At 74.9% G+C, this 26412-nt stretch carries 24 protein-coding genes and 1 pseudogene; 21 read left to right on the forward strand and 4 right to left on the reverse strand.

The features are described 5' to 3' along the window. Window positions 1-67 precede the first annotated feature (67 nt). From MNZ27_RS05640 to MNZ27_RS05690, 11 genes and pseudogenes are all read left to right on the forward strand, one after another. Entirely contained in the window at window positions 68-1378 is a 1311-nt protein-coding gene (locus tag MNZ27_RS05640) for a CCA tRNA nucleotidyltransferase (RefSeq protein ID WP_242393062.1), read from the forward strand. A gap of 20 nt (window positions 1379-1398) precedes the next feature. Next, complete coding sequence (locus MNZ27_RS05645; protein WP_242393063.1) at window positions 1399-2655, forward strand: ATP-binding response regulator; 1257 nt, start codon at window positions 1399-1401, stop codon at window positions 2653-2655. 38 nt (window positions 2656-2693) lie between these two features. Then, window positions 2694-3746: a tRNA 2-thiouridine(34) synthase MnmA gene (gene mnmA, locus MNZ27_RS05650; RefSeq protein WP_242393064.1), complete on the forward strand. Its 1053-nt coding sequence runs from the start codon at window positions 2694-2696 to the stop codon at window positions 3744-3746. Beyond that, window positions 3727-5085: a MiaB/RimO family radical SAM methylthiotransferase gene (locus tag MNZ27_RS05655; RefSeq protein WP_242393065.1), complete on the forward strand. Its 1359-nt coding sequence runs from the start codon at window positions 3727-3729 to the stop codon at window positions 5083-5085. Before mnmA ends, MNZ27_RS05655 begins: the two co-directional genes overlap by 20 nt. Before the next feature lie 54 nt (window positions 5086-5139). Then, entirely contained in the window at window positions 5140-6711 is a 1572-nt protein-coding gene (gene kamD, locus MNZ27_RS05660; protein WP_242393066.1) for a lysine 5,6-aminomutase subunit alpha, read from the forward strand. Then, complete coding sequence (locus MNZ27_RS05665) at window positions 6708-7238, forward strand: hypothetical protein (RefSeq protein WP_242393067.1); 531 nt, start codon at window positions 6708-6710, stop codon at window positions 7236-7238. The genes kamD and MNZ27_RS05665 overlap by 4 nt, the downstream gene beginning before the upstream one ends. 2 nt (window positions 7239-7240) lie before the next feature. Continuing rightward, window positions 7241-8005: a lysine 5,6-aminomutase subunit beta gene (gene kamE / locus MNZ27_RS05670; RefSeq protein ID WP_242393068.1), complete on the forward strand. Its 765-nt coding sequence runs from the start codon at window positions 7241-7243 to the stop codon at window positions 8003-8005. Then, a pseudogene (gene kal, locus MNZ27_RS05675) lies at window positions 8005-8394 on the forward strand (3-aminobutyryl-CoA ammonia lyase); the annotation flags it as partial. The gene kamE and the pseudogene kal, both read left to right, overlap by 1 nt. Window positions 8395-8474: 80 nt before the next feature. Continuing rightward, the gene (locus MNZ27_RS05680; RefSeq protein ID WP_242393069.1) at window positions 8475-9293 is read left to right on the forward strand and encodes a BKACE family enzyme; all 819 of its coding nucleotides are present in this window, start codon (window positions 8475-8477) and stop codon (window positions 9291-9293) included. A 97-nt stretch (window positions 9294-9390) separates the two neighbouring features. After that, the gene (locus tag MNZ27_RS05685; RefSeq protein WP_242393070.1) at window positions 9391-9663 is read left to right on the forward strand and encodes an HU family DNA-binding protein; all 273 of its coding nucleotides are present in this window, start codon (window positions 9391-9393) and stop codon (window positions 9661-9663) included. Window positions 9664-9670: 7 nt separating this feature from the next. Beyond that, window positions 9671-10156 (forward strand): PilZ domain-containing protein, encoded by a 486-nt coding sequence (locus MNZ27_RS05690; protein WP_242393071.1) that lies wholly within the window; start codon window positions 9671-9673, stop codon window positions 10154-10156. A gap of 467 nt (window positions 10157-10623) precedes the next feature. On the opposite strand, the gene MNZ27_RS05695 is transcribed toward MNZ27_RS05690, so the two are convergent. The 4 genes from MNZ27_RS05695 to MNZ27_RS05710 form a co-directional block, all read right to left on the reverse strand. Further along, the gene (locus MNZ27_RS05695) at window positions 10624-11418 is read right to left on the reverse strand and encodes a hypothetical protein (protein ID WP_242393072.1); all 795 of its coding nucleotides are present in this window, start codon (window positions 11416-11418) and stop codon (window positions 10624-10626) included. 313 nt (window positions 11419-11731) lie between these two features. Beyond that, window positions 11732-13093, reverse strand: coding sequence for an ammonium transporter (locus tag MNZ27_RS05700; RefSeq protein ID WP_242393073.1), 1362 nt, complete (start codon window positions 13091-13093; stop codon window positions 11732-11734). 371 nt (window positions 13094-13464) lie between these two features. Further along, on the reverse strand, window positions 13465-14892 hold the full coding sequence (locus tag MNZ27_RS05705; RefSeq protein ID WP_242393074.1) for a hypothetical protein: 1428 nt from the start codon (window positions 14890-14892) through the stop codon (window positions 13465-13467). A 145-nt stretch (window positions 14893-15037) separates the two neighbouring features. Continuing rightward, complete coding sequence (locus MNZ27_RS05710; RefSeq protein WP_242393075.1) at window positions 15038-15253, reverse strand: TIGR04563 family protein; 216 nt, start codon at window positions 15251-15253, stop codon at window positions 15038-15040. A gap of 491 nt (window positions 15254-15744) precedes the next feature. Between MNZ27_RS05710 and tilS the strand changes: the two genes are divergently transcribed. The 10 genes from tilS to tsaE all read left to right on the forward strand — a co-directional run bounded on the left by tilS (window position 15745) and on the right by tsaE (window position 26113). Further along, entirely contained in the window at window positions 15745-17049 is a 1305-nt protein-coding gene (gene tilS, locus MNZ27_RS05715) for a tRNA lysidine(34) synthetase TilS (protein WP_242393076.1), read from the forward strand. 178 nt (window positions 17050-17227) lie between these two features. Next, on the forward strand, window positions 17228-19132 hold the full coding sequence (ftsH, locus tag MNZ27_RS05720) for an ATP-dependent zinc metalloprotease FtsH (RefSeq protein ID WP_242393077.1): 1905 nt from the start codon (window positions 17228-17230) through the stop codon (window positions 19130-19132). Window positions 19133-19201: 69 nt separating this feature from the next. Continuing rightward, window positions 19202-20041 (forward strand): dihydropteroate synthase, encoded by an 840-nt coding sequence (gene folP / locus MNZ27_RS05725; protein ID WP_242393078.1) that lies wholly within the window; start codon window positions 19202-19204, stop codon window positions 20039-20041. A 22-nt stretch (window positions 20042-20063) separates the two neighbouring features. Beyond that, window positions 20064-20948 (forward strand): diadenylate cyclase CdaA, encoded by an 885-nt coding sequence (gene cdaA / locus MNZ27_RS05730; protein WP_242393079.1) that lies wholly within the window; start codon window positions 20064-20066, stop codon window positions 20946-20948. Beyond that, window positions 20935-21330: a YbbR-like domain-containing protein gene (locus MNZ27_RS05735; protein WP_242393080.1), complete on the forward strand. Its 396-nt coding sequence runs from the start codon at window positions 20935-20937 to the stop codon at window positions 21328-21330. Before cdaA ends, MNZ27_RS05735 begins: the two co-directional genes overlap by 14 nt. A 42-nt stretch (window positions 21331-21372) precedes the next feature. Continuing rightward, window positions 21373-22878: a phosphoglucosamine mutase gene (gene glmM / locus MNZ27_RS05740; RefSeq protein WP_277957621.1), complete on the forward strand. Its 1506-nt coding sequence runs from the start codon at window positions 21373-21375 to the stop codon at window positions 22876-22878. Window positions 22879-22951: 73 nt separating this feature from the next. Then, window positions 22952-23680: a pyridoxine 5'-phosphate synthase gene (locus MNZ27_RS05745; protein WP_242393081.1), complete on the forward strand. Its 729-nt coding sequence runs from the start codon at window positions 22952-22954 to the stop codon at window positions 23678-23680. A gap of 35 nt (window positions 23681-23715) precedes the next feature. After that, the gene (locus MNZ27_RS05750; protein WP_242393082.1) at window positions 23716-24102 is read left to right on the forward strand and encodes a holo-ACP synthase; all 387 of its coding nucleotides are present in this window, start codon (window positions 23716-23718) and stop codon (window positions 24100-24102) included. Continuing rightward, window positions 24099-25628 (forward strand): NAD(P)H-hydrate dehydratase, encoded by a 1530-nt coding sequence (locus tag MNZ27_RS05755; RefSeq protein WP_242393083.1) that lies wholly within the window; start codon window positions 24099-24101, stop codon window positions 25626-25628. The genes MNZ27_RS05750 and MNZ27_RS05755 overlap by 4 nt, the downstream gene beginning before the upstream one ends. Next, window positions 25625-26113, forward strand: coding sequence for a tRNA (adenosine(37)-N6)-threonylcarbamoyltransferase complex ATPase subunit type 1 TsaE (tsaE, locus tag MNZ27_RS05760; RefSeq protein ID WP_242393084.1), 489 nt, complete (start codon window positions 25625-25627; stop codon window positions 26111-26113). Before MNZ27_RS05755 ends, tsaE begins: the two co-directional genes overlap by 4 nt. The last annotated feature ends 299 nt before the right edge of the window (window positions 26114-26412 follow it).

A 26412-nucleotide genomic window follows, 5' to 3' on the forward strand; every position in this document is an offset into this window, starting at 1 on the left:
CGAAGTGCCGCGGAGCAGAATCGTCGTGAACTGGCGCATCACTTCTGCGGAGCGGCACTAGCCGGCCATGTCCGCGCCGGCCGCGCTCGCCCGGGCGGCGTTCCCGGAGCCCATCCTCGAGGTCCTCCGCCGGCTGGGCGCCGCGGGGCACCGCTCCTGGCTCGTCGGCGGCGCGGTCCGGGACCTGCTCCTCCACCGCCGCCGCGACGCCGCCGACTTCGACGTCGCGACGCCGGCGACCCCGCAGCAGGTCATCGCGCTCTTCCCGCGCGTGATCCCCACCGGCATCGCCCACGGGACGGTGACGGTCCTGATCCGCGACGAGAAGATCGAGGTCACCACCTTCCGCGGCGAGGGCGCGTACCTCGACGGCCGCCGCCCGGCGTCGGTGACGTTCCACACCGATCTCGACGCCGATCTGGCGCGGCGGGACTTCACCATGAACGCGATGGCGTTCGACCCGCTGGCGATCGACTTCCGCGATCCCTTCGGCGGGCGCGCCGACATCCGCCGGCGGCGCGTGCGCGCCGTCGGCGTGCCGGAGGAGCGGTTCGGCGAGGACGGGCTCCGGCCGATGCGCGCCGTCCGCTTCGCGGCGCAGCTCGGCTACGACCTCGATCCCCGCACCCGCGCGGCGATCCCGGCGACGCTCCACGTGGCCCGCAAGGTCGCGGTGGAGCGGCTCGCCGTGGAGCTCGAGAAGCTCGTCGTGTCGCCGCACGCGGATCGCGGCGTCGACCTCCTGCGCTCCACCGGCCTCCTCGCCGTCACGCTCCCGACGGTCGCCGCGCTGGCCCCCGTCGCCCTCCGGCACGCCCGCGCCATCCTCCGCCGCGTCGCCCCGGAGAGCGCCCTCCGCTTCGCGGCGCTCCTCCACCCGCTCGGGGCCGACGCCGCGCAGGTGGTGCTGGTGGAGCTCCGGTACCCGCGCCGCCTCGCGGACGAGGTGGCCATGCTCCTCCGCGAGCACGCCTGCCTCGCGAACGGCCGGCGCGGCGCCCTCCCGGCCGCGCCCGAGGAGGTCCGGCGCTGGCTCTCGCGGGTCGGCCCCCCGCGGGCCGAGGTGCAGCTCGCGCTCGCCGCGGCGGAGGCGCGGGCCCTCCCGAAGCCCCGCCGCGCCCGCGCGGCCCACGCCGTGAGGGGGTTGCACGCGGCGATCCGGGCCGAGCTCGCCTCGGCTCCCCCGCTCTCCACGCAGGATCTGGCCCTGGACGGGCGGGCCGTCGTCGCGCTCCTCGGGGGCGCGCCCGGTCCGCACGTCGGCGAGGCGCTCCGCCACCTGCTCGATCGGGTGCTCGCCGATCCCTCCGCGAACACCCCCGACGCGCTCGCCGCGGAGCTCCGGCGGTGGTGGGCCGGGCGAGCGCCGCGCTTATAGTCTCTGGGAGAGGCGATGCCGTGGCGCGGGTGCTGTGCATCGAAGGGGACGAGGCGCTCCGGGCCCGCGCCCGGGTGCTGCTCGAGTCGGCGGGGTACGCCGTCGACACGAGCGCGACCGGCCTCGAAGGGATCGATCGCGCGCTCACGGCCCCCCCGGATCTGATCGTCGCCGACGTGCACCTGCCCGATCTCGAGGGGTACGAGCTCGCGGCCCGGCTCCGGCGGGAGCAGGTGCTCGAGGGCGTGCCGATCGTGGCGATCGGCGACTCGCCGGAGGAGCACGACGTCGCGCTCGCGGCCGGCGCGGACGGGTTCGTGCTCCGGGCGCTGGACGACGGCCACCTCCCGGAGGAGGTCCGCGACTACCTCGCCGGGAAGCGGGAGCGCCTGCCGGAGGAGGGCGAGCGCCGGACGCTGAAGACGCTCTCCGGGAGCCTCGCCGCGCGGCTCGAGTCGGCGCTCACGGCGCGGCAGCGCGCGGACGCCCGGCTCGCCCGCACCGACCAGCTCAAGAGCGCGTTCGTCCGCAACCTCTCGCACCAGCTCTCGACGCCCCTGACGCCGCTCGCCGGCTACCTGCGCATCCTCCAGTCGGACAAGCTCGGGACGCTCACGCCCCAGCAGCGCCGGATCGTGGACGCGATGGCCCAGTCGGTGGCGCGGCTCACGCGCATCGTGGACAACCTCTCGGACTTCGCGAGCCTCGAGGCGGCGAAGGCCTTCATCCTCGAGGGCGAGGTGGATCCGGACCGGCTCGCGGAGGGTGTGGTGTCCGAGCTGCGCGGCGCGATCCAGGACGCCCGGCTCCACGTCGCGGTCGCGCCGGGCGGTGGCGGGCCGATCGTCGCCGACGCGCGGAAGCTCCGGCAGGCGCTCTGGAACCTCGTCTCGAACGCGGTGAAGTTCTCGCCGCACGGGGGCGAGGTGCTGGTCGAGGTCGTCCGCGAGCCCGGGAAGCTGCGGTTCGCGGTCTACGACCAGGGGCCAGGGATCCGGCCGGGCGACGCGGAGCTGCTCTTCGAGCCGCTCTTCCACGCCGCCTCGCGCGGGCGGGAGGACGCGCGTCCGCCGGGGAGCGGCCTCGGGCTGCCGGTGGCCCGGCGGATCGCCGAGGCGCACGGTGGCCGGGTGTGGGTCGAGAGCCCGCCGCGGAGCCAGCCGTCGAGCACGGCGCGGGTCTTCAGCGGCTCGAAGTTCGTCCTCGAGATCCCGGTCCGGCCGAGCGACCGCCCGGCGGCGGGGACGGGCTCGTCGCCGGCCGCGTCCATCGGTTGATCCGCCCCCCGGGAGGCGGTACACCGGCCGCCACGCCGATGCGGGTGCTCGTCGCCATGTCGGGCGGGGTGGACAGCTCGACCGCCGCCGCGCTCCTCGCCGCCGAGGGGCACGAGGTCGTCGGCGTGACGATGCGCGTCTGGGACTACTCCGACCCGGCGCGCGGCCGGACCTGCTGCGCCCCCGAGGACGTGGACGACGCGCGCGCCGCCGCCCGGCGGCTCGGGATCCCGTTCTACGTCGCGAACGTCGAGGCGCGGTTCCGGGAGCGGGTGGTGGACCGCTTCGTGGACGACTACGTGTCCGGGCTCACGCCCAACCCGTGCGTCGCCTGCAACACCGAGGTCAAGTTCGACTGGCTCCTCGCCCGCGCCCGCGCCCTCGGCGCGAAGCTCGCGACCGGCCACTACGCGCGCGTCGAGGCCCGCGGCCCCCGGTTCGTCCTCCGGACCGCCGCCGATCCCGCCAAGGACCAGTCGTACTTCCTCTACGGCCTGGGGCAGGACGCGCTGCGCGACGTGCTCTTCCCGGTGGGCGGCCTCGAGAAGCCGGCGGTCCGCGCGACCGCGGCGCGCGCCGGCCTGCCGAACGCGGCGAAGCCCGACTCGCAGGAGATCTGCTTCGTGCAGGGGGGCGACGCCGGGGCGTTCGTCGCGCTCCGCGCCCCGGCGCGGGTGCGGCCCGGCGAGATCGTCACGACCGACGGCCGGGTCCTCGGTCGCCACGCGGGCGTCCACCTGTTCACGGTGGGGCAGCGGCGGGGGCTCGGGGTGCCCGGTCCGGAGCCGCGCTACGTCGTGCGGCTCGAGCCGGAGGCGGCCCGGGTGGTGGTGGGCACGGCCGCCGAGGCGTCGCGGGACGCGTTCGAGGTCCGGGAGGTCTCCTGGGTGGCGGGCGCGCCGCCGTCCGGGCCGATCGAGGCCCGGGTGCGGGTGCGGCACCGGCACGCGGGAGAGGCGGCGACGGTGGCACCCGGCGCCGGGGCGATCGCGGCGGTGCGGCTGGCGCGGCCGGTCCGGGGCGTCGCGCCGGGGCAGGCGGCGGTCTTCTACGCGGGGGACGAGGTGCTCGGTGGCGGACGGATCGTCTGACGGCGGGGGCGCCTCGCGCCCGGCGGTCCGGGTCGCGCTCGTGGCCCTCGGCTGCCGGGTGAACCGCGCCGACCTGGACGCGCTCGCCGGCGGACTCCCGGAGGGGTTCGTCGTCGCGCGGGACGGCGAGCCGGCCGACTTCGTGGTCGTCAACACCTGCACCATCACGAGCGACGCCGACTCCACCGCGCGCCAGGCGATCCGGCGCGCCGCCCGGGAGCACCCGGGCGCCCGCATCGTCGCGACCGGGTGCTACGCCGAGACCTGCCCCGAGGCCCTTTCCTCGCTCCCGGGCGTCGAGGCGGTGGTCGGCGTCCGCTCCCAGGCCGCGCTCGCCGGCGTGCTCGCCCGCCTCCAGACCGGGGCCACGGCCCAGGAGGCGCTGGCGGCGGCGGCGTGGGACGCGCCGGCGTGGGGCCCGGCCCCCCTCGTCCTGCCCCGGCACACGCGGCCGTTCCTCAAGGTCCAGGACGGCTGCGACGCGCGGTGCGCCTACTGCGTCGTCCCGCTGGCCCGCGGCGCGTCGCGGTCGCTGCCGTTCGACGAGGCGCTGGCCCGGCTCGCCGCCCTGGGCGCGCGGCACCGCGAGGTCGTCCTCACCGGCGTGCACCTCGGCGCGTACGGCCGCGATCTCGCGCCGCGCCGCTCCCTCGCGGAGCTGATCCGGGAGGCGGTCGCGCGCGGCCTCTGCGAGCGGCTCCGCCTGTCGTCCATCGAGCCCCTCGAGTTCCCGGTGGAGCTCGTCCTCGAGCCCGCCACGGGCGGCGCGCTGTGCGAGCACTTCCACCTGCCCCTCCAGAGCGGCTCGGCCCGGCTCCTCGAGGCGATGCGGCGCCCGTACCGTCCCGACCAGTTCGAGCGGGCCGTCCGCGACCTCGCCACGCTCGTGCCGGGCGTGTGCCTGGGGACGGACGTGATGGTCGGGTTCCCCGGCGAGACCGACGCGGATCACCGCGAGACGGTCGCCCTCCTCGAGGCGCTCCCGCTCGCGTACCTGCACGTGTTCCCGTTCTCGCCGCGCCTCGGGACCCCCGCCGCCGGCCTGAAGCCCGCGGTCCCGCGCGCGGTCCAGCGCGTGCGGGCCCACGAGCTGCTCGCGCTCTCGGACCGGAAGTGGCGCACCTTCGTCGCCCAGCAGGCGGGGCGCGAGCTCGAGGTGATGGTGGAGAGGGTCGAGGGCGGCCTCGCCCGCGGCACCTCCCGCCAGTACGTCACGGTGCGGTGGCCCGCGTCAGGCGAGCGGCGCGGGGATCTGGCGCGGGTCCGGGTCGAGGCGAGCGACCGGACCGAGTGCTTCGGCGTCCGGGCGGGGACGTTCACGTCGCGTCTCCCCCCGTAGGGCCCCGCCGGAACCTTGCCCTCCCGGGCCCGGCGGCCTAATCCATGTCTCGCGATGCAGCTCCCCGACGGGCGCCACGTCCCCGACCTCCGCCTCGATCCGTCCCGGGTCGAGCGTTGCAGGGCGCTCGCCGACGCGGTCACCGCCCCGGTCCTCGAGCTCGTCCAGCGCCACACCACGGTCTCCATCGAGCGCACCGTCCTGCGCCTCTACGGGATGGACGACGCGGACGCGTCGGGCGTCCCGCTCGTGAACCGGGCCGTGGACGCCCTGCAGGCACGGGGGCTGCTCGATCGCGGCGCGGCGTACTGGCGGGGCTACGTGCTGCGCGGCGGCCCCGCGGAGCCCGCGGCCGTCGTCGAGCGGCTCGCCGCGCTGCCGCCGCACCCGGCGCCGCTCGCGGAGGCGGAGGAGCGGGAGCTGCGGGCGGACCTCCGCCGCGAGGCGCGGGCGAGGGTGGACGCGCTGCTCGACCGGGTGAGGCGGCGCAACGCGCTCCGCGACGAGCTCGGGGTGGGCGCGTCGCCGCTGCGGTACGTGATCGTCGCCACCGGGAACATCCACGACGACGTCGAGCAGGCGCGGGCGGCCGCCCAGGCCGGCGCCGACGTGATCGCGGTGATCCGGTCCACCGCGCAGTCGCTCCTCGACTACGTCCCCCACGGGGCGACGACCGAGGGCTACGGCGGCACCTACGCGACCCAGGAGAACTTCCGGATCATGCGGGAGGCCCTCGACGACGAGTCGCGACGGCTCCGGCGCTACGTCCACCTCACCAACTACTCCTCCGGCCTGTGCATGCCGGAGATCGCGTTCGCGGCGGCGTGGGAGCGGCTCGACATGCTCCTCAACGACGCGATGTACGGGATCCTCTTCCGCGACATCAACATGAGGCGGACGCTGTGCGACCAGCACTTCTCGCGCCGCGTCTGCGCGCTCGCGGACGTCGTCATCCACACCGGTGAGGACAACTACATCACCACCGCCGACGCGGACGAGGCGGCGCACACGGTCATCGCCTCGCAGTTCGTGAACGAGAGCTTCGCCCACCGCGCCGGGCTCCCCGACCGGCTCGTCGGCCTCGGCCACGCCTTCGAGATCGACCCGGCGCGCGAGGACACCATCGCCCGCGAGCTCGCCCAGGCGCTCCTCGTCCGCACCCTCTTCCCCGGGGCGCCGATCAAGTACATGCCCCCCACCAAGCACAAGCAGGGCGACATCTTCTTCAGCCACGCCTACGACGTCATGGCCGACGTGGTCGCCGCCGTGACGGGGCAGGGCATCCAGCTCCTCGGCATGATGACGGAGGCGATGCACAACCCCTTGCTGATGGACCGCTACGTCGCCCTGAAGACCTCCGCGTACGTCGCCCGCGCCTGGCGGTCGATGGGCGCCGAGCTCGCCCTCCGCCCCGGCGGGCTGGTCGAGCGCCGCGCGAACGAGACGCTCGCGAAGGCCCTCGCGCTCCTCGAGGAGGTCGCCGCCGACGGGCTCATGAGGGCGATCGGCGAGGGGCGCTTCGCGGACATCGCGCGGACGGAGGACGGCGGCAAGGGGCTCGCCGGCGTCGTCCCGCGCGGCCCCGCCTACTTCAACCCGCTGCTCGAGATCATGGAGACCCGATGACCCGCTCCCGCTTCACCCTCGCCGCCGCGGCCGCCGCGGTGGCGCTCTCCGGCTGCGCCGGCCTCCGGCAGGCGTTCGAGCCGGCGCCGCAGGGGCGCCCCTCCGGCCGGGACGGCTGGCTCGTCTACACCATCGGCGAGCTCCGGTTCGAGGCGCCGGTGCGGTGGGCGCCCACCGGCCGGCGGACCCACGTGACGCTCGAGTCGCCCGAGTCGAACGCGCGGCTCGAGGTCTCCGTCTCGGAGACGCGGTACCCGGACCAGAAGGCGTGCCTCGCCGCCGGCGCGGAGGTGCTCGGGAAGGCGAGCCACCTCGAGCGGGTCCGGCGCCACGCCACCACCTTCGCGGGCGCCCGCGCCGAGACGCTCGAGGGCGACGCGGGCGGCTGGCACGTCTGGGCGTGGGCGGCCTGCGACGGCGGCACGCAGTACCAGGTGTTCTTCACCGCGCAGACGCCGGCGCCGCCGCCGGTGATCGAGGCGCACCGCACGCTCGTGTCGAGCGCGCGCATCGGAGGCCAGGTGTAGCCGTGACCGTCGGGGGGGAGCCGGGGCAGGTGGTGCGGCCGTACGGAGACCGGCGCGACGACGGCGTCGTGCAGCTCTCGTTCGTGCTGCCGGTCCCCGCCGACGAGCGCGCGCGCGCGGCCGCCGCCGAGGTCGCGCGGCGGATGGGCCTGGAGCAGGTCCAGATCGCGGCGATGGAGCCGGCGGCGGACCGGTACACGTTCTTCGTCGTCTACGGGCGCACCTCCGCGGCGGTGGACTACGGCGCGTTGCAGGTGGCGGAGCGCCCGGTCCGCCGGAAGGGCTTCGACGAGCTGAACGCGCTCGCCCTCCGCGAGGTGGGGCGCCGGATCGTGGTGCTCGGCGCGTGCACCGGATCGGACGCGCACGCGGTCGGGATCGACGCGATCATGAACATGAAGGGCTTCGCGGGGGATCCCGGGCTCGAGCGCTATCCCTGCCTCGACGCCCGGAACCTCGGCGCGCAGGTCGAGAACGCCGCGCTCGCGCGGCTCTGCGCCGAGCGGCGAGCGGACGCGGTGCTGGTCTCGCAAGTCGTGACCCAGCGCGACGTGCACAAGGAGAACGCCCGGCGCCTCGTCGAGGAGCTCGAGCGGCTCGGGATCCGGAAGGAGATCACCGCGATCCTGGGCGGCCCCCGGATCGACCACCGGCTCGCGCTCGAGCTCGGCTACGACGCGGGCTTCGGGCCGGGGACGCGCCCGTCGGAGGTCGCCACGTTCATCGTGGGCGCGGTGCTGCGGCGGATGGGGAAGGAGCTGCACTGATGGCGCCGCTCCCGCTGCGCGCGAGGCTTCGCCTCCGGATGTCGCAGGCTGACGCGCACTACGGCGGCGACCTCGTGGACGGCGCCCGGCTGCTGGCGCTCTTCGGCGATCTGGCGACCGAGCTGCTCGTGCGTCACGACGGCGACGAGGGGCTCTTCCGGGCGTACGACGCGGTCGAGTTCCTCGCGCCGGTGCACGCGGGGGACTTCCTCGAGGCGGAGGGGGAGCTCGTCGGGGTCGGGGCGACCTCGCGCGCGATGCGGTTCGAGGCGCGGAAGGTCATCGCCTCCCGCCGCGATCTCTCCAGCTCGGCCGCCGAGGTCCTCTCGACGCCGGTGGTCGTGTGCCGCGCCACCGGGACCTGCGTGGTCCCGCGGGAGCAGCAGCGGCGCCCGGCGCCTCCCCGGCCCCGCGGCGCGAAGCGCGCGCCGCCGCGCCCGAAGCCGCCGGCGCGGCGCCGAGGTGTGGCATGGCCGAGCCGGTGATCGTCACCGCGGCGGTGGTCGGCGCGGAGGTCACCCGCGCCCAGAACCCGGCGGTGCCCTACACGCCGGAGGAGATCGCGCGCGCGGCGGTGGACGCCTGGCGCGCCGGCGCGGCGGTGGTCCACCTCCACGCGCGGTGGCCCGACGGGCGGCCGTCCCAGGAGGCGGCGCACTTCCGCGAGCTCATCGACCGGATCCGGGGCGCCGGGTCCGACGCGGTGATCCAGTGCTCCACCGGCGGCGCGCTGGGCATGTCGCTCGACGAGCGGCTCGGGGCGCTCGTCCCGGGCGCCGAGATGGGCACGCTCAACCTGGGCACGATGAACTTCGGCGACGGCGTGTTCGTGAACACCCGCCCCGACATCGTGCGCGTGGCGGCGCGGCTCCGCGAGCGGCGGCTCGTGCCGGAGTGCGAGGTGTACGACGCCGGGATGCTCGACACGCTCCGCTGGCTCCTCGAGCGCGGTCACCTCGGCGCGCCCTACCACGTGCAGCTCGTGCTCGGCGTGCCAGGCGGGATGTCCGCGACCGAGCGGAACCTCCGCTTCCTCGTGGAGGGGCTGCCGCAGCCCGCCCGCTGGTCGGTCGCGGGCGTCGGCCGCTTCCAGCTCCCCATGGCGGAGCTCGCGCTCCGGCTCGGCGGTCACGTGCGCGTGGGGCTCGAGGACAACGTGTTCGTGGCGAAGGGCGTCCTGGCGCGCGGCTCGGACGAGCTCGTGTCACGCACCGTCGAGCTCGCCCTGCGCGCGGGGCGGGCGCCGGCGCGGCCGCACGACGCGCGGCGGCTCCTCGGGATCGCCTGAGCCGCAGGCAGCGCGGCCTCCTGTCCCGGCTTCCCGCGGCTTGACGGGCCCCGAGCGGGACGAGTAGGTTCCCGCCCATCTTCGGGGACCCGCAGCCATGACCAAGGCCGAGCTGATCGAGAAGGTCCAGCGTGAGCACTCCGCGCTCTCGAAGCGGCAGCTCGCGCTCGTGGTGGACGCCGTGTTCGAGAACCTCGCGAAGGGCATCCGCAAGGACAAGCGCTTCTCGATGCCGGGCTTCGGCACCTTCGTCGTGAAGCGTCGGGCGGGGCGGGTGGGGCGCGATCCCCGGACCGGCGCCGAGATCCAGATCGCGCCCACGAAGACGGTGGGCTTCAAGCCGGCGCCCGAGCTCAAGAAGGCGCTGTAGGAGACGCATGAGCCTGGCCGAGTGGCTCGAGACCTTCCGGCAGATGCACGAGCGCTTCCGGCGCGGGCAGCTCTCGCCGCGCGACGAGGCGATCTACCGCGCCGGGCGCGACGAGCTCGCCCGCGCCCTCCTCGCGGCGCAGCGGGTCACGCTCAAGCCGGGCGAGCTCCCGCGGCAGGCGCTCCGAGTCGCCCGCGCGCTCCAGGTCGATCTCGACCTGATCACCTCGAGCGCGCGCGCCATCACGATCGACCTGTCCACCGGCGGCTTCTCCTGCCTGCTCGCGAAGGCGCCGCCCCACGACGACCAGGTGAAGTTCGTCCTCCGGATCCCGGCCTCGGCGCCGCTCGCCGGGAGCTGCCGCGTCACCGACGTGAAGCCGCTCACCGGCAACGTGCGCGTCGCGTTCCGGTTCGAGGGGCTCGAGGACGCGGACCGGGATCGGCTCGAGACGTTCGTCTTCGACACGGTCCTGAGCCAGCTCGCCGGCTGAGCGCGGCGAGCGGTCCCGCGTCCGCGCGGGGCCCGCGGCGCGGGACTGCCAGGAACCTGTTTCGTCGCGCGCCCTGCGCCCTTCGACTCCGCGCCGCGCCCGTGGCGCGGCGCTACGCTCAGGGCGAACGGGGGACACGAGAGCATGCGGGGCCCGGCCAGGTCCCCCGGGGCCGGTACCGCTCGCCCTTCGACGTCGGGGCGTGGCGCGGCGCTACGCTCGGGGCGAACGGGGGACACGAGAGCATGCGGGGCCCGGCCAGGTCCCCCGGGGCCGGTACCGCTCCCCCTTCGACTTCGGGGCGTGGCGCGGCGCTACGCTCAGGGCGAACGGGGGACACGAGAGCATGCGGGGCCCGGCCAGGTCCCCCGGGGCCGGTACCGCTCGCCCTTCGACGTCGGGCCGCTGCGCGGCCCTACGCTCAGGGCGAGCGGATCGGGGAGTCGTGCAGTTGCTCCGACAGGCTCCTAGGGCGTCTTCGTCTTCGGCGTCGCGAAGTCCACGTCCACGTCGAGCTGGACCGACCACATGAGATTCGTGTTCGCCATCGGGTTCGCCTTGTAGAGATCCCGGTCGAGCAGGTAGACCGGCCCGGTGAGGACGTCGATGCTCGGCGTGAAGTAGAGGCCGATGCCGCCGCCCACCGCGCCGAACCAGTTCTTCCCGGTCGAGACGTCGGCCAGGAAGACGATCTTGTCGAGGCCGGGCTTGCCGATCTTGACGTCGGGGCTGACCCAACTCGCCATGAAGCCGGCGCGGTTCACCTTGCCGTCGCTGCCGGTCCAGAGCACCTTGCTGCCCGCGCCGTAGTAGCCGCCGACCGCCACGCTCCCGATCACCGGCAGGGTCTTCCCCACGGAGAGGTGGAGCAGGTCGTAGTCCGAGATGTCCTTCTTGAAGCCGGCGTTCGCGATGCCGAAGGACACGCCGGGCTGCCAGGCGCCGAAGGCGTTCTCCGGGAGCGTGAGCTTCCCGTTCACCTGGAGGACGTCCGTCGAGCGGAGCGAGAGGGTCGGGTAGAACAGGTCCACGCCGATCTCGCCCTGCAGCTTCTCGAAGGGCAGCACGCCGATGGTGAGGCCGTACGTGTTCTGCAGCAGCCCCTTCTCGGCGACGTAGGTGTCGTAGGTGAGGTGCGGCAGCAGGTACGGCTGCGTGTACGTCGTCTCGGGCGTCCAGAACGTGGTGGACGGGGTCGCGTGCGCGGCGGTCGCCGTCGTGAGCAGGGCGGCGAGGAGCGCCGCCTCGAGTGCCTTCTTCATCTGGAAGTGCTCCTTCGTGAGCGGGTCGGGTGCATCCGGGAATGCTGCGGGGTGCGTCGCTGTTCCCCCGCTCCCTGTGCAGCGGCCGTGCCGCTGCCCCGGCGCGCCGCTCTCCGGCCCTGCGCGCCCCCGGGACGGGGGTTTGCGAGCGTCGGAGGCCTCGCCGCGCGCCTGGGCTGCGCCGCGCGCGGGCAAGGACCTGACCGCCGCGCGTGCAACCGGGCCCGGACGCGACGAGGCCCGGATACGACGAGGCCCGCCCCGGCGTGTGCCGGAGCGGGCCTCGGTGCGTCCTCGACGCGGCCTACGTTCGCTACGCGGGCGAGTGCTTGGCCTGCGGCGCCGCGGCGAGCGACTCGACCGGCGTCGGCGCCGCGCCGAAGGAGGACTCGTCCGCGGTGATGTACGCGCGCTCGCCGGCCTCGGACTGGTCGAGCCCGCTCCACTCGTCCTGCTCGTCCACGCGGAGCGGCGTGATGGCGCCGACGAGCTTCAGCAGGCCGAACGAGAGGACGCCGGAGAACGCCATCGTGGCGGCGAGGCCGAGCGCCTGCTTCGCGAGGAGGAGCAGGCTCCCGTCGGCGCCGGCCGGGTTCACCGCCTTCGAGGCGAGGAGCCCGGTCAGGAGGGCGCCGAACGTCGCCGCGACGCCGTGGACCGCGAACACGTCGAGCGCGTCGTCCAGGCCGAGCCGGGGCCGGATCCGCACGGCCGCGAAGGAGGCGAGGGCGGCCGCCCCGCCGAGGACGAGGCTCGCGGACGGCTTCACGAAGCCGGCCGCCGGCGTGATCGCGACCATCCCCGCGACGGCGCCGGAGGCGAGGCCGACCCCGGAGATCTTCCCGTGCAGGACGAGCTCGGCGAGGCCCCACGCCGCCGCCGCGGCCGCGGGCGCGAAGAAGGTGTTCACGAAGGCGGTGCTCGCGAGGGCGTTCGCGCCGAGGGCGCTGCCGCCGTTGAAGCCCAGCCACCCGAACCAGAGGAGCCCCATCCCGAGGATCGCGAAGGGGACGTTGTGCGGGAGGACGGTCGGGGTGCGGAGGCCGCGGCGCCGGCCGAGGACGATCGCCGCGACCAGGGCGGCGGTCGCCGCGTTGACGTGCACCACCGTGCCGCCCGCGAAGTCCAGGACGCCGAGGTTGCGCAGCCACCCCCCGGGCGCCCAGACCCAGTGCGCGACCGGCGCGTACACGACGAGGCTCCACAGCGCGACGAAGAGCACGTAGGCCTTCATCCGCATGCGCTCGACGACCGCGCCGGAGATGAGCGCGGGCGTGATCACCGCGAACATCGCCTGGAAGAGCATGAACGCCGAGTGCGGGACGGTCGCGGCGAGCGAGGGCTCCGGCGCGTCGCCCACCCCGGCCAGGCCCGCCCAGGAGAGCCCGCCGAGCACCCGGTCGAGGGGGCCGGCGCCGGGCGAGAACGCCACGCTGTAGCCGACGAGCGCCCAGAGCACCCCGACGATCGCCATGCAGACGATCGACAGGTTCATCGTGTGGACCGCGTTCTTCGAGCGGACCAGGCCGCCGTAGAAGAACGCCAGCCCCGGCGTCATCAGCATCACGAGGCCGGCGCTCACGAGGAGGAGCGCGGTGTCGCCCGTGTCGATCTTCTCGCTGGCGTGCGCGAGGGCGGGCGCCGCGGCGAGCAGCAGGAACGAGAGCTTCTTCACTTGGCCTCCGGGAGGGCGGGGTTGCTGCGGTGCCGGGCTCCCGTGCAGCGAGCGTGCCGGGCAGGCGGAATCCCGGTCCCCGTGCAATTTCAACGTCCGGTTCCGGACGAGCCGCCGGCGTCTGCCCGGCGACGCAGCAGTACGCTGCTGCGTGTGCAGGCATCGAACCCGGGTGGGGGAGGCGGGGCGAGCCGCGTTTTCCGGCGCGCAGCCCGGAAACCGGGCGAGGAGCAGAGCGGGCGCCTGGGCGCCGCGAGGGCGATCGGCCCGGCGGAACGACGGTCATCCCGTCGCCGCGAGGTTCGCCCTCGAGCCCTGGTCAGCGTCCGTCGGCGTCCTTCAGGCGGGCGCGTGGCCGCCGTGCCGCGCCATCACCGATGTGACGAGCGGGTCCGGGTCGTCCGCGCCCCGGTCTTCTTCGCGACCGCGCCCTTCTTGGCGGCCGCGCGAGCGGGCGCCTTCGCGGCGTGGGCCGGCTTCGCCGGGACCGTCCGGACCGGCGCGGGCTGCGGCGTCGGCTCGGGCGGCAGAGGGGGAGGGAGCGGCTCGGGCTCCGGCGGGTCGTCGTCGCTGCGGCTCTGGAGCGCCGCCGGCGCGTTCACCGCGGCGCGGTACACGCCTCGGCGGCTCGCCTCGAGGCGGGCGATCCGCTCGGCCCAGGCGCGCGCGGCGGGATCGAGCGCCGCGGCCTCGAGCGCGGCCCGGGCGCCGCCCTCATCCCCGGCGCGGAGCCGGAGCGCGGCGAGGTGGAGCGCGGCGCGCCCGCGCTCGGGCGCAGGGACGCGCGTGTCCTGCAGGAGCCGCTCGAGCGGCGCGATCGCCTCCCCGGCCGGCAGCGTCCCCGCCAGGGCGAGCTTCGCGAGCCCGAACGTCGCGCGCGGGCTCGCGCCCTGCGGACCGGAGACGGCGAGCGCGGCGGTGTAGGCGGCGCGCGCGGCGGCGGGATCCTTCTGGCCGCGTCGGGCGACGTCGCCTTGGATGGCGAGCCCCGCGGCGAACCGCGCGTCACCCGCCGCCGCAGCGGCGGGCTCGACCGCGGCGGAGAGGCGGTCGGCCGCCATGAAGATCCGCGCCTGCAGCGCCTCCGCCCAGACGTTCCGCCCCTCCGCGTGGCTGGCGGCGGTGCTCGCGTCGCCCATCGCGCCCTGCCCGAGCGCGAGGGCGGCGCGGGCGAGGTACGCCGCGTCCGGGACGGTCTCCGCGCGCTCCGAGGCGACGAGGAGCTTGTCGGCGGCGGCCCCGGCGGCGGCGTCGCGATAATCGGACGCGAGCATCGCGAGCGCGAACGCCCGGGCGCTCCCGGCGAGAACGGGGTCCATCCGGGCGGGGATCTCGAGCTTGTCCGCCGCCGCCCGGTACGCGGGGGCGGTGTCGAGCCGCATGAGCGCCTCGGCCTCGGCGAGCGCCTGGCGGACGGTGCGCTCGCGGTGTGCGGCGCGGTACCAGAGCAGCGATCCGCCGAGGGCGAGCACCACGACCGCGGCGACCCCCGCCTTGAGGGCGGTCGAGCGGGAAGGCCGGACGGCGGCACGCTCGCGCTCGCCGACCTCGAGCACCTCGAGCTCCGGCTCCGGCTCCGGTGCGGGGTCGGCGGGTCGCGCGGACCGCGCGGTGGATCTCGCCGCAGGCTTCCTGGGGCGCTTCGCGGCGGGCTTCGCGGCGTCGCGGCGACGAGGCTCCGGCGCGACCTGGAGCTCGGGGGGGAGCTCGTAGAAGCCGTCGTCGTCGATGGCGTCGTCTTGCCGAGAAAGGTCCAGCGGCTCCGGGAGTTCGTCGGGCGAGGGCGGGGGCTTGGGCATCGCAGGGGGGAGCGCGCGGGGGAGGTCCACCGCACGCAACCCGAGGAGGGTACTTCCGGGGGAAGCCCTGCGTCAAAAAACGACGCGCCTGGACCAGCAGAGCTGGCGCAGGCGCGGTGAACGCTGGATGTGCGACGGTGCTGTGCTAGCCGTTCTTCTCTTCGCGCTCGTCCTCGCGGGCGACGCCGGACAGCACGTCGTTCACGGACGGGAAACGCATGATCTCGCCGCGCGCGATGCGCCAGGCCTGCTGGACGATCCACGAGAGCGACCGGTCCTGCCGGTTCGCCTCCGCCTGGATCTCGTTCAGCATATCCTCGGGGAAATAGAGCGACTGCTTACGCTTGTCGGTGCCGGGCATCACTGCTCCATGCTGTGGGACAATCGAAGATTTTGTACGCTGGCCGCTTCCGGGGGTCAAGGATCATCGACCTTGAAGGGTAACGACGGCGCGTACTGAACGTGCACGAAATGGGGACTGTTCCGGGAGGATCGGGTCGATCGACGTGACTGCGCACGACCTGCGGGGCTTCGCCCTCTTGTGCGCGAAAAAAAGAGGAGAGCCGGCATCGCTGCCGGCTCTCCGTGGGCCCAGAGGGGGAGGGGGGGACCCCTAGGCCCAACGCCGCAAAGATCGTCTCACCTCGCGCTGCAGTCTACGTCCGGCCCCAACATCTCATTCCTGCATGGGTTTTGCAACGTCTTGCAACCTGGGCGGGCCCGACGTGCTGGAGCCTCCCTCTCGCGTCGCCATCCAGAACCCGGGACCCGGGGCTTCCATTCCCCGGCCGATCCCACGATCCCCCGAACGCGAGCGTAGTATACGAAACTGCGTCATTTCACGCTCGTACGATGCGCAAGAAGAGGCTCCATCCCTATGCAGAGCGGGTCCTCGGGACCCTCCAGCGCCGGAGGCTGCTCACGCCGTCGGATCGCGTGCTGGTGGCCCTCTCCGCCGGCCCGGACTCGACCGCGCTGGTCGCGGTCCTCGCCGCGCTGAGGGACGCGGGCCACCTGGGGAGCGTCTCGGCCCTCCACGTGGACCACGGGCTCCGGGCGGGCGGCGACGAGGACGCGGCTGCGGCCAGGGCGACCTGCGCGCGCTTCGGCGTCGCGTTCGAGTCGGTCCGCGTGGTGGTGGGCCGCGGAAACGTCGAGGCCCAGGCGCGCCGGGCGAGGTACGCCGCCCTCAGGGCCGCCGCGGCGCGCACCGGGGCCACCCGGATCGCGACGGGGCACACGCGTGGCGATCAGGCCGAGACGGTGCTGCTCCGGCTCCTGCGCGGGGCGGGGGCCCGGGGGCTCGGCGGGATCCCGCCGCGGCGCGGGGCGATCGTGCGCCCGCTCATCGATCGCTCCCGCGCCGAGGGGCTCGCGTACCTCGCGGACCTGGGGCTCTCCTGGCGCGAGGATCCGACGAACGCGTCGCCACGCTTCGCCCGGAACCGCGTGCGCCACGAGCTCCTGCCGGCGATCCGCGCGCTCGCGCCGGCGATCGAGCGGACCCTGGCGCGAACGGCCGATCTCCTGCGCGCCGACGAGCAGGCCCTCTCCGCGCGCGCCAGGGTGAAGGTGGGCGCGTCGGTCGCGGTGGAGCTCGCTCGCCTCGACGCCGAGCCGGACGCGGTGCGGCGGCGGATCGTGCGTCGGCTCTGGCGCAACGCCGGCGGAGGGCGCGGCCTCGAGGGCAAGCACGTCGAGGCCGTGCTCGCCCTGCTGTCGCGAGGGCGTCCGGGGCGCGCGACGCTGGGTGGAGGGCTCGAGGCGCGATGCCGCTACGGCCGGCTCGAGATCGGGCCGATCGCCGCGCGGCGCGCCGGGTTCGCCCCGATCGACGTCGCCGGTCCGGGTCGCTACGAGGTGCCCGGACGGGGCGTCACGGTGGAGATCGTCGCGGCGCGGCCCGACGCCATCCGGTGGCCGCTCGCGCTCCGGACGCGGCGCCCCGGGGACCGATTCCGCCCGGAGGGCGGGCCCGGGACCAAGAAGCTCAAGGGCTGGCTGATCGATCGCAAGGTGCCGCGGGAAGCGCGCGATGGGCTGCTGCTGCTCGCCCGCGGCGATCGGATCGCCGCCGTCGCCGACCTCGGGGTGGTCGCGGACGGGCTCGGGCCTGCCGGCGCCGGGCTGGTGGTCCGGCTGGAAGCGTCCCGGTAGGGAGCCCGATGGGGAGCCAGCCGGCGCGGCGATCCTCGTACTGCAACGGGGGGCGCGTGCTGTTATAAAGGGCTGACTTGGCTGGGCGTCGCTCGCCCGGCCGGCGGAGGGGGCCGGAACACTCCGCGCGTGCCGCCGGTTCGGTCCATCGACGCACCACCGAAGGGGAAAACGAGCCTTGCGCCAGTCCTACAAGACCGCCCTGCTCTGGGTCTTCCTGATCGTGATGTTCATCGCGCTGTGGAAGCTCTTCGACCAGAAGGCGCGGGACGAGAAGGTCCTCGACTGGACCCTCTTCCAGAAGAAGGTCACCGCTGGCGAGGTCGTGAACGTCAACATCAAGGACCAGGAGTACAGCGGCAAGCTCCGCGACGGCGGCACGTTCCGCGTGACCGGGCCGATGGACCTCACCGGCACGAACGCCGACAAGCTCCTGCAGCAGGGCGTGAACGTCCAGTTCGAGAAGCCCGAGCAGAACTCGCTCTGGGTGACGGTGCTGCTCCAGTACCTGCCCCTCGTGTTCGTCTTCCTCCTCATCTTCTTCTTCATGCGCCAGCTCCAGTCGGGCGGCGGCAAGGCGATGAGCTTCGGGAAGTCGCGCGCGAAGCTGATGACCGAGCACCACAACAAGATCACCTTCGCGGACGTCGCCGGCATCGACGAGTCCCGGGACGAGCTCGAGGAGATCATCTCCTTCCTGAAGGACCCGAAGAAGTTCACCCGGCTCGGCGGCCGGATCCCCAAGGGCGTGCTGCTCATGGGCCCCCCGGGCACCGGCAAGACGCTCCTCGCCCGCGCGGTCGCCGGCGAGGCCGGCGTGCCGTTCTTCTCGATCTCGGGCTCCGACTTCGTGGAGATGTTCGTCGGCGTCGGCGCGTCCCGCGTCCGCGACCTCTTCGAGCAGGGCAAGAAGAACGCCCCGTGCATCATCTTCATCGACGAGATCGACGCGGTGGGCCGCCACCGCGGCGCGGGGCTCGGCGGCGGCCACGACGAGCGCGAGCAGACGCTGAACCAGCTCCTCGTCGAGATGGACGGCTTCGAGTCGAACGAGGGCGTCATCCTCATCGCGGCCACGAACCGGCCCGACGTCCTCGACCCGGCGCTGCTGCGCCCCGGCCGCTTCGACCGGCGCATCGTGGTGCCGCGCCCCGACCTGAACGGCCGCCTCGGCATCCTCAAGGTGCACACCAAGAAGACGCCGCTCGATCCGCAGGTCGATCTCACGCAGATCGCCCGCGGCACGCCGGGCTTCTCCGGCGCCGACCTCGAGAACCTCGTGAACGAGGCCGCCCTCTACGCGGCCCGGCGCAACCAGGAGAAGGTTGCGACCGACGACTTCGAGTTCGCGAAGGACAAGGTGATCATGGGCACCGAGCGGCGCTCGATGATCATCTCCGAGCGCGAGAAGCGGAACACCGCCGTCCACGAGGGCGGCCACGCGCTCGTCGCGAAGGTCCTCCCGGGCACGGACCCCGTCCACAAGGTGACCATCATCCCGCGGGGCCGGGCGCTCGGCCTCACCCAGCAGCTCCCGGAGGAGGACCGCCTCAGCATCAACCAGGAGTTCGCCCTCAACCAGGTCGCGATCCTCATGGGCGGGCGCATCGCCGAGGAGATCGTCTTCGGCTCGAAGACCACCGGCGCGGGGAACGACATCGAGCGCGCCACCGAGCTCGCGCGCCGCATGGTGTGCGAGTGGGGGATGAGCGATAAGCTGGGGCCCCTCGCGTTCGGCAAGAAGGAGGGCGAGGTCTTCCTCGGGCGGGAGATGGGGTCGGTGCAGACCTACTCCGAGCAGACGGCGCGCGACATCGACGCGGAGGTCCGGCGGATCGTGACCGAGCAGTACGAGCGGGCCAGGAAGGTCCTCCTCGAGAACCGCGAGCTCCTCGACCGGGTCGCCGACGCGCTCATCGAGTACGAGACGCTGGACGCCGCGGACATCGACGTCCTCATGAGCGGCGGCACCATCAGCCGGCCGCCTCCCCCGAAGCCGATCGCGGCGGCTGCGGCCGACAAGGGCAAGCGCGGCGGGCTCCTCGACGCGGTCGGGGGTGTCCCCGCCGCGGGCAAGGCGTAGCGGCCCGGAACGGGCGGCGCTCGGCGCCCGGGCTCCGGGCGCCGGGATCGCCTCGAGGTGACGACGACGATGCGCATGCAGCTCGGGGCCAGGCTCTTCGACGGGCCTGGCCCGTTCATCATGGGGATCGTGAACGCGACCCCCGACTCCTTCTCGGACGGCGGCCGCTACCTCGAGCCCGCGGCGGCGATCGCCCACGCGCTCCGGCTGGTGGACGAGGGCGCCGACCTCGTGGACGTGGGCGGCGAGTCCACCCGGCCCGGCTCGGCGGCGGTCACGGCGGAGGAGGAGATCGCCCGGGTGGTCCCGGTGATCGCCGGCGTCCGCGCGCGCGGCTGCCGCGTCCCCATCTCCATCGACACCACCAAGCCCGAGGTGGCCCGCGCCGCCCTCGAGGCGGGCGCCGACGTCGTGAACGACGTCTCGTGCCTCGCCGATCCCGAGCTCGCGCGCGTGATCGCGCGCGCGGGCGTCCCCCTGGTGCTGCAGCACGCCCGGGGCGCGGCCGGGGCGCCGGCCGCCTACGGCGACGTGGTGGCGGAGGTCGCCCGCGAGCTCCGGGACGCCCTCGCGCGGGCGGAGGCCGCCGGGATCCCGCCGGACCGCGTGATCCTCGATCCCGGGATCGGCTTCGCCAAGCAGCCGGAGGACGACGTCGCGCTCCTCGCCGGCCTCCCGGCGCTCCGCGCGCTGGGGCGCCCGCTGCTGGTCGGGCCGTCGCGGAAGAAGTTCATCGGCGCGCTCACCGGCGCGTCGGTGGACGACCGCGTGCCGGGCACCCTCGCGGCGGTGACGGCGTGCGTACTCGCGGGGGTGGAGTGGGTGCGTGTGCACGACGTCGCCCCCGCCCGTCAGGCCGCCCTCGTCGCGGCGGCGATCAGGGACGCGGCCGCACGCCGGGCGCGCTAGACTGGCCCCCGGAGAGCTCACGTTGCACCGCGCCCTCGTCTACCTGCTCGGACCCGACGCCACCGCGGCGGACGCGGCGCTCGCCCTGTTGGACGTGGGGGTCGTCGCCTTCCTCGTGTACCGCTTCCTCCGGCTCATCCGCGGGACGCGGGCGGTGCCCATCCTGTACGGGCTCTCCCTCATGGGGCTCGTCTACGTCGGCGCGCGCTCCGCCAACCTCGAGACGCTCTCCTGGCTGCTCGGGCACTTCCTCAACTACTCGTTCATCTTCGGCGTGATCGTCCTCTTCCAGTCGGACATCCGGCGCGCGCTCGCCGAGCTGGGGCGCGGCTCCCGCCTGCTCGCGGCCTTCGCGCGGGACGAGCAGGACGAGCGCGCGGCGCAGCGCGGGACGGTGGACGCGGTGGTGAAGGCGGCCGTCCGGCTCGCCCGGCACCGCGTCGGCGCGCTCGTCGTCCTGGAGCGCACGGCCGACCTGTCGGACGTCGTGGACACCGGGCTCCGGCTCGACGCCGCGGTCTCGCCCGAGCTGCTCGTGTCGATCTTCCAGCCCGCGAGCCCGCTCCACGACGGCGCGGCGGTCGTGCAGAAGGCGCGGCTCGCGGCCGCCGGGTGCCTGCTGCCGCTCTCCGTCGCCGCGGCCCCGCAGGAGCTCGGGACGCGCCACCGCGCGGCGCTCGGGCTCGCCGAGGAGCTGGACGCCGCGGTCGTGGTCGTCTCGGAGGAGCGCGGCGAGATCTCCGTCGCGCTCGACGGCGTGCTCCACCGCGGGCTCGACGAGCAGGCGCTCCGGACGCTGCTGCACGCGCTGTTCGTGCCGCCGGGGCGCGGCACGAGCGGCGTCGGCGTCGTCCGGCCGGCGGTGAAGCCCGGCGCCGGGCGGGAGGAGCAACGTGCAGCGCACTGACCTCGCGCTCCGGCTCCTCGCCGGGGTGATCGCGGTGAGCCTGTTCCTGATCGTCTCCGGGGATCGACGGGTCACGGCCAGCTACACCGTCCCCGTCGTCGCGGCGCAGCCCGCCGGCGCGCGCGGCGTCACGACGCCACCCCCCGCGGCGGTCACGGTGGTCCTCTCCGGCCCGTGGGCGCGGCTCCGCGGGGTGAGCGCCGAGACGCTCGGCCCCATCCGTCTCGACCTGACGCGCGAGGCATCCGGGCTGCGCACGTGGTACGTACGCTCCGAGGAGACGCTGGAGCGGCGGCTCCCGCGGGGCGTTCGCCTCGAGGACATCCGCCTCGAGGACCTCCACCCCGCGCAGGGCGAGCTCGGACGGGGCGAGCTTCGTTGAACCGCTTCCCGCACACCCTGGGCTTGGACGATAGGTCGGACGATGACGACGCGTGACACGAACGGCAGAGCGAGGACGCAGACCAACGGCATCTCCCGCGCCCGGGCGAACGGCGCGCGCAACGGCGTGAAGGCGGCGCCCGCCCGGCCGCCCGTCGGACCCGCCGTCCCCGCGGTCCGGCGCCTGTTCGGCACCGACGGCGTGCGCGGCGTCGCGAACGTCCACCCGATGACCGCCGAGATGGCCCTCCAGCTCGGCCGGGCGCTCGCGTACCTCGTGCGGAGCGGCTCGCACCGCCACCGGATCGTCATCGGGAAGGACACCCGGCTCTCCGGCTACATGCTCGAGCAGGCGATCGCCTCCGGGATCTGCTCGATGGGCGTGGACGTGATGCTGTGCGGGCCGCTCCCCACGCCGGGCATCGCCTTCATCACCCAATCCATGCGCGCCGACGCGGGCGTGGTGATCAGCGCGAGCCACAACCCGTACCAGGACAACGGCATCAAGTTCTTCTCGCGCGACGGGTTCAAGCTGCCCGACGAGATGGAGCTCCGGATCGAGCGGCTCCTCCTCGACGGGCCGGAGGACGACGGCGGCGACGAGGACTTCCGCGCCCTCCGGCCCACCGCCACCCGCATCGGGAAGGCGAAGCGGATCGACGACGCCATCGGGCGGTACGCGCAGTTCCTCAAGTCCATCTTCCCGAAGGACCTCACCCTCGACGGGCTCACGGTGGTGGTGGACTGCGCCCACGGCGCGGCGTACCACACCGCGCCCGCCGTCCTCGAGGAGCTCGGCGCGAAGGTCATCGCGCTGAACGTCAAGCCGGACGGGACGAACATCAACGACCGGTGCGGCGCGGTCCACCCCGAGGCGATGGCGAAGGCGATCCAGCGCCACGGCGCGAACCTCGGGCTCGCCCTCGACGGCGACGCCGACCGGGTGATCCTCGCCGACGAGACCGGCCGGATCGTGGACGGCGACGCGATCATGGCGCTCGTCGGGCGCGACCTCATCCGCCAGCGGGCCCTCGCGAAGCGGACCGTGGTCGCGACCGTCATGTCCAACCTCGGCCTCGAGCGGTCGCTCGCCGAGGTGGGCGGGAAGGTGGTCCGGACCGCGGTCGGCGACCGGTACGTCGTCGAGGAGATGCGCCGGAGCGGCTACAACTTCGGCGGCGAGCAGTCCGGCCACCTGATCTTCCTCGACCACGTGACCACCGGCGACGGCGTGGCGGCGGCGCTCAAGGTGCTCGCGGTGATGCAGCGCGAGGGCCAGCCGCTCTCGGCGCTCGCCCGCTGCTTCGTCCCGGTCCCGCAGACGCTGGTGAACGTCGAGGTCCGGGAGAAGCGGCCGCTCGCGGAGCTCCCCGCCGTCGAGAGCGCGATCGCCGACGCGGAGCGGGCGCTCGGCCCGGAGGGGCGCGTCCTCGTGCGCTTCTCCGGCACCGAGAACAAGGTCCGCGTCCTCGTCGAGGGGCCCGACGCGAAGCGCAGCCGCGCCCTCGCCGACGGCATCGCCGAGGAGCTGAAGCGCGCGATCGGGTAGCCGCCGCCCGGCGGCGCCCGGCTCGTCCGCGCGCCGCCGCGCGCCCCCGGCCATTTCGGGTTACATTCGCGCCATGCCTGCACGCCTCGGCGTCAACGTCGATCACGTCGCCACCCTCCGGCAGTCCCGCCGCACGCAGTACCCCGATCCCGTCGCGGCCGCGGTGCTCGCCGAGATGGGCGGCGCCGACCAGATCACGATCCACCTCCGCGAGGACCGCCGTCACATCCAGGACCGGGACCTCCAGGTCCTGCGCAAGACGGTCGCGACCCGGCTCAACCTCGAGATGGCCGCCACCCAGGAGATGGTGAAGATCGCGTACGAGGTGAAGCCGGACGTCGCCACGCTCGTGCCCGAGCGGCGCGAGGAGCTGACGACGGAGGGCGGGCTCGACGTGGTCGGCGGGCGCGAGAACGTCCGCAAGGTCGTGAAGACGCTCCGCGACGCCGACATCGAGGTGTCGCTCTTCATCGATCCCGACCTCGACCAGGTGAAGGCGGCCCACCGCGCCGAGGCGCAGACGGTGGAGCTGCACACCGGCCGGTACTGCGACGCGCGGCTCGCGAGCGACCGGCGCAAGGAGCTGTCGCGGCTCATCGACGCCTGCAAGGCGGCGGCGAAGCTCGGGCTGACCGTGGCCGCGGGCCACGGCCTGAGCTACGCGAACGTGGTCCCGGTCGCGGCGATCCCGGAGATCGAGGAGCTGAACATCGGGCACGCGATCGTCGCCCGGGCGGTGATGGTCGGGTTCGAGCGCGCGGTCCGGGAGATGCGGGAGCTGCTCCGGGAGGCGCGGCCGTAGGCGCCGCGGCGGCGGCGCGCGAGAGGGGAGGGCGGGTGATCCTCGGCTTCGGCCTCGACGTGGCGGAGATCGCGCGGTTCGCGCGGATCCTGGCCGGCCCCGCCGAGCGCGCGGAGCGCCTCCTCGCGCGCGTGTTCACCCCCGCCGAGCGCGCGTACTGCGACGCGCACCACGATCGCGCCGCGCGGTACGCGGCGCGCTTCGCCGCCAAGGAGGCCGCGGTGAAGGCCCTCGGGGCGCCCGAGGGGACCCGCTGGACCGACCTCGAGGTCGTCCGGGCGGAGGGCGCGCCGCGGCTCGATCTGTCCGGCGTGGCCGCCGCCGTCGCCGCCCGGCGCGGCGTGGCCCGGGTGCACCTCACGATCACGCACGACGCCGGCGTCGCGGTCGCCGCGGTCATCCTGGAGGGGGGGACTTCATGAGGCTGGTGGGCTCCGCCGAGATGCGGGAGATCGACCGAACGGCGATCGCGGATCTCGGGATCCCGTCGCTCGTGCTCATGGAGCGGGCCGGCGGCGCCGTGGCCGAGGCCGCCGCCGCCCTCGCCGGGCCGCGGGGGCGCGTCGTCGTGGTCGCGGGCGGCGGCAACAACGGCGGGGACGGCTACGTGGCCGCCCGCCTGCTCCGCGCCGCGCGGCGCGACGTCCGCGTGATCGCCCTCGCGCCCGCCGCCCGGCTCTCCCCGGACGCGCGCGCCGTGCGCGAGCAGGCGGAGCGCGCCGGGGTGCCCGTCGCCGAGGGCGGTCCCGGGCCCCTCGACGCCGGCGAGGGCGACGTGGTGGTGGACGCGATCTTCGGCACCGGCCTCTCCCGGGCGCCCGAGGGCGCCTTCGCCGAGGCGATCGCCCTCATCGAGGACGCGCGGGTGGCCGGCGCCCGCGTCGTGGCGGTGGACGTCCCCTCCGGCCTCTCGGCCGACAATGGCCGGCCGCTCGGGCCGTGCGTGCGGGCCGACCGGACCGTCACCTTCGCGTTCCAGAAGCGCGGGCTGGTGCTCGAGCCGGGGGCCTCGCTCGCGGGCGACGTCACCGTGGCGGACATCGGCATCCCGGCCGAGGCCGCGCGGCGCGTCCCGATCGGCGCCGAGGTGCTCACCGAGGCCGAGGCCCGGCTGCTCGTGCCGCCGCGCGCCGCCGACGCGCACAAGGGCGACGCCGGCCGTGTCCTCGTCCTCGCCGGCTCGCCCGGCAAGACCGGGGCGGCGCACCTCGCGCTCACCGGCGCGCTCCGCGGCGGCGCCGGCCTCGTCACGCTCGCCGCCCGCGGCGAGGTGCTCCCCTTCGCGCTGGCGGGGCGGCCGGAGGCGATGAGCCTCGCCCTCGCCGGTCCGGGGCCGCTCGCGGCGGCCGACCTCGACCCGCTCCTCGCCGCCGCGAAGGGGGCGGATGCCCTCGTCGCCGGCCCCGGGATCCCGCGCGGCCCCGAGACCGCCGAGCTGCTCGTGGCGCTGCTCCGGCAGACCCGGGTCCCGGCGGTGCTCGACGCCGACGCGCTGAACGCGCTCGCGGAGGCGGGCCGGTCGCCCGGCGAGCCGGGCGCGCCGGTGGTGGTGACGCCGCACCCCGGGGAGATGGCGCGCCTCTGCGGCACGTCGATCGGCGCGGTCCAGGCGGATCGCCTCGGGATCGCCCAGGCGAAGGCGCGGGAGTGGAACGTCACGGTGGTGCTGAAGGGCGCGCGGACCGTGGTCGCGGACCCGGAGGGGCCGCCGGCGATCATCCCGACCGGCAACGCCGGCCTCGCGACCGGGGGCACCGGCGACGTGCTCGCCGGGCTCGTCGGGGCCCTCCTCGCCGGCGGGCTCCCGCCCCCGGCCGCCGGGCGCGTCGGCGCGTGGGTGCACGGCCGGGCCGGCGATCTCGTCGCGACGCGGCTCGGGCAGCGCGGGCTCGTCGCCGGCGACCTCGGCGAGGCGATCGGCGCGGTCTGGGCGGAGTGGGGCCGATGACCCCGGTCCGGTTCGTGGCCCAGCGGACCACGCGGTCCGCGTCCGCGACCCGCGCGCTCGGCGCGCGCCTCGGCCGGCTGCTCCAGCCCGGCGACGTCGTCGCGCTCGAGGGAGACCTCGGCGCGGGCAAGACCCAGCTCGTGCGCGGCACGTGCGACGGGGCGGAGGTCCCGCCCTCCGAGGTCTCCAGCCCGTCCTTCGCGATCGTCGCGACCTACCGCGGCCGGATCCCGGTGCACCACGCAGACCTCTACCGGATCGCCGACGAGGACGAGCTGTACGGCACCGGCTTCGGCGACCTCGTCGGCGGCGAGGGCGCGCTCCTCGTCGAGTGGGCGGACCGGATCCCCGGAGCGCTCCCCGCGGAGCGGCTCACCATCCGGCTCGCGCACGATCCCGAGCGGCCGTCGGTCCGTCGCGTCGAGATCGAGGGCGTCGGCGACCGGCACGCCGCGCTGGCGCGGGCGCTCTCTGGAATCCGGTGACGACGCCCGATCGGACCGCCGGATCATGGCCGTGACCTGATCCCGGATCGGATCTACCGCGCTCGCCGAGACCCGAGCCGTCAGCCTGAGCAGGTCGGCGGCGAACACGAACAGCCAGGGATCATGTCGGCCAGGAGGAGACCGGTGTGCCGGGTGGTACCTCGGACGGCGCCAGTCCCTCGATTACGATCGCTGTCTCGGAACGGTATCGGGGCCGGCCGACGTCATGGTCGATGAGCTCGACGGAACGGACCGTCACTTCAACGGACCGATCCCCCATCGCAAGACGCACGGCTTCT

Origin of the sequence: Anaeromyxobacter oryzisoli, from assembly GCF_022690765.1 — a bacterium.
GTDB classification, from domain to species: Bacteria; Myxococcota; Myxococcia; order Myxococcales; family Anaeromyxobacteraceae; genus Anaeromyxobacter; species Anaeromyxobacter oryzisoli.

Coding starts and splice junctions, on each gene's coding strand:
- folP (WP_242393078.1), top strand. CDS start 19,202: ATGCGCATGCAGCTCGGGGCCAGGCTCTTCGACGGGCCTGGCCCGTTC.
- MNZ27_RS05690 (WP_242393071.1), top strand. CDS start 9,671: ATGAGCCTGGCCGAGTGGCTCGAGACCTTCCGGCAGATGCACGAGCGC.
- MNZ27_RS05665 (WP_242393067.1), top strand. CDS start 6,708: ATGACCCGCTCCCGCTTCACCCTCGCCGCCGCGGCCGCCGCGGTGGCG.
- glmM (WP_277957621.1), top strand. CDS start 21,373: ATGACGACGCGTGACACGAACGGCAGAGCGAGGACGCAGACCAACGGC.
- mnmA (WP_242393064.1), top strand. CDS start 2,694: ATGCGGGTGCTCGTCGCCATGTCGGGCGGGGTGGACAGCTCGACCGCC.
- MNZ27_RS05640 (WP_242393062.1), top strand. CDS start 68: ATGTCCGCGCCGGCCGCGCTCGCCCGGGCGGCGTTCCCGGAGCCCATC.
- MNZ27_RS05745 (WP_242393081.1), top strand. CDS start 22,952: ATGCCTGCACGCCTCGGCGTCAACGTCGATCACGTCGCCACCCTCCGG.
- tilS (WP_242393076.1), top strand. CDS start 15,745: ATGCGCAAGAAGAGGCTCCATCCCTATGCAGAGCGGGTCCTCGGGACC.
- MNZ27_RS05685 (WP_242393070.1), top strand. CDS start 9,391: ATGACCAAGGCCGAGCTGATCGAGAAGGTCCAGCGTGAGCACTCCGCG.
- tsaE (WP_242393084.1), top strand. CDS start 25,625: ATGACCCCGGTCCGGTTCGTGGCCCAGCGGACCACGCGGTCCGCGTCC.
- MNZ27_RS05705 (WP_242393074.1), bottom strand. CDS start 14,892: ATGCCCAAGCCCCCGCCCTCGCCCGACGAACTCCCGGAGCCGCTGGAC.
- MNZ27_RS05695 (WP_242393072.1), bottom strand. CDS start 11,418: ATGAAGAAGGCACTCGAGGCGGCGCTCCTCGCCGCCCTGCTCACGACG.
- MNZ27_RS05680 (WP_242393069.1), top strand. CDS start 8,475: ATGGCCGAGCCGGTGATCGTCACCGCGGCGGTGGTCGGCGCGGAGGTC.
- kamD (WP_242393066.1), top strand. CDS start 5,140: ATGCAGCTCCCCGACGGGCGCCACGTCCCCGACCTCCGCCTCGATCCG.
- MNZ27_RS05755 (WP_242393083.1), top strand. CDS start 24,099: ATGAGGCTGGTGGGCTCCGCCGAGATGCGGGAGATCGACCGAACGGCG.
- MNZ27_RS05710 (WP_242393075.1), bottom strand. CDS start 15,253: ATGCCCGGCACCGACAAGCGTAAGCAGTCGCTCTATTTCCCCGAGGAT.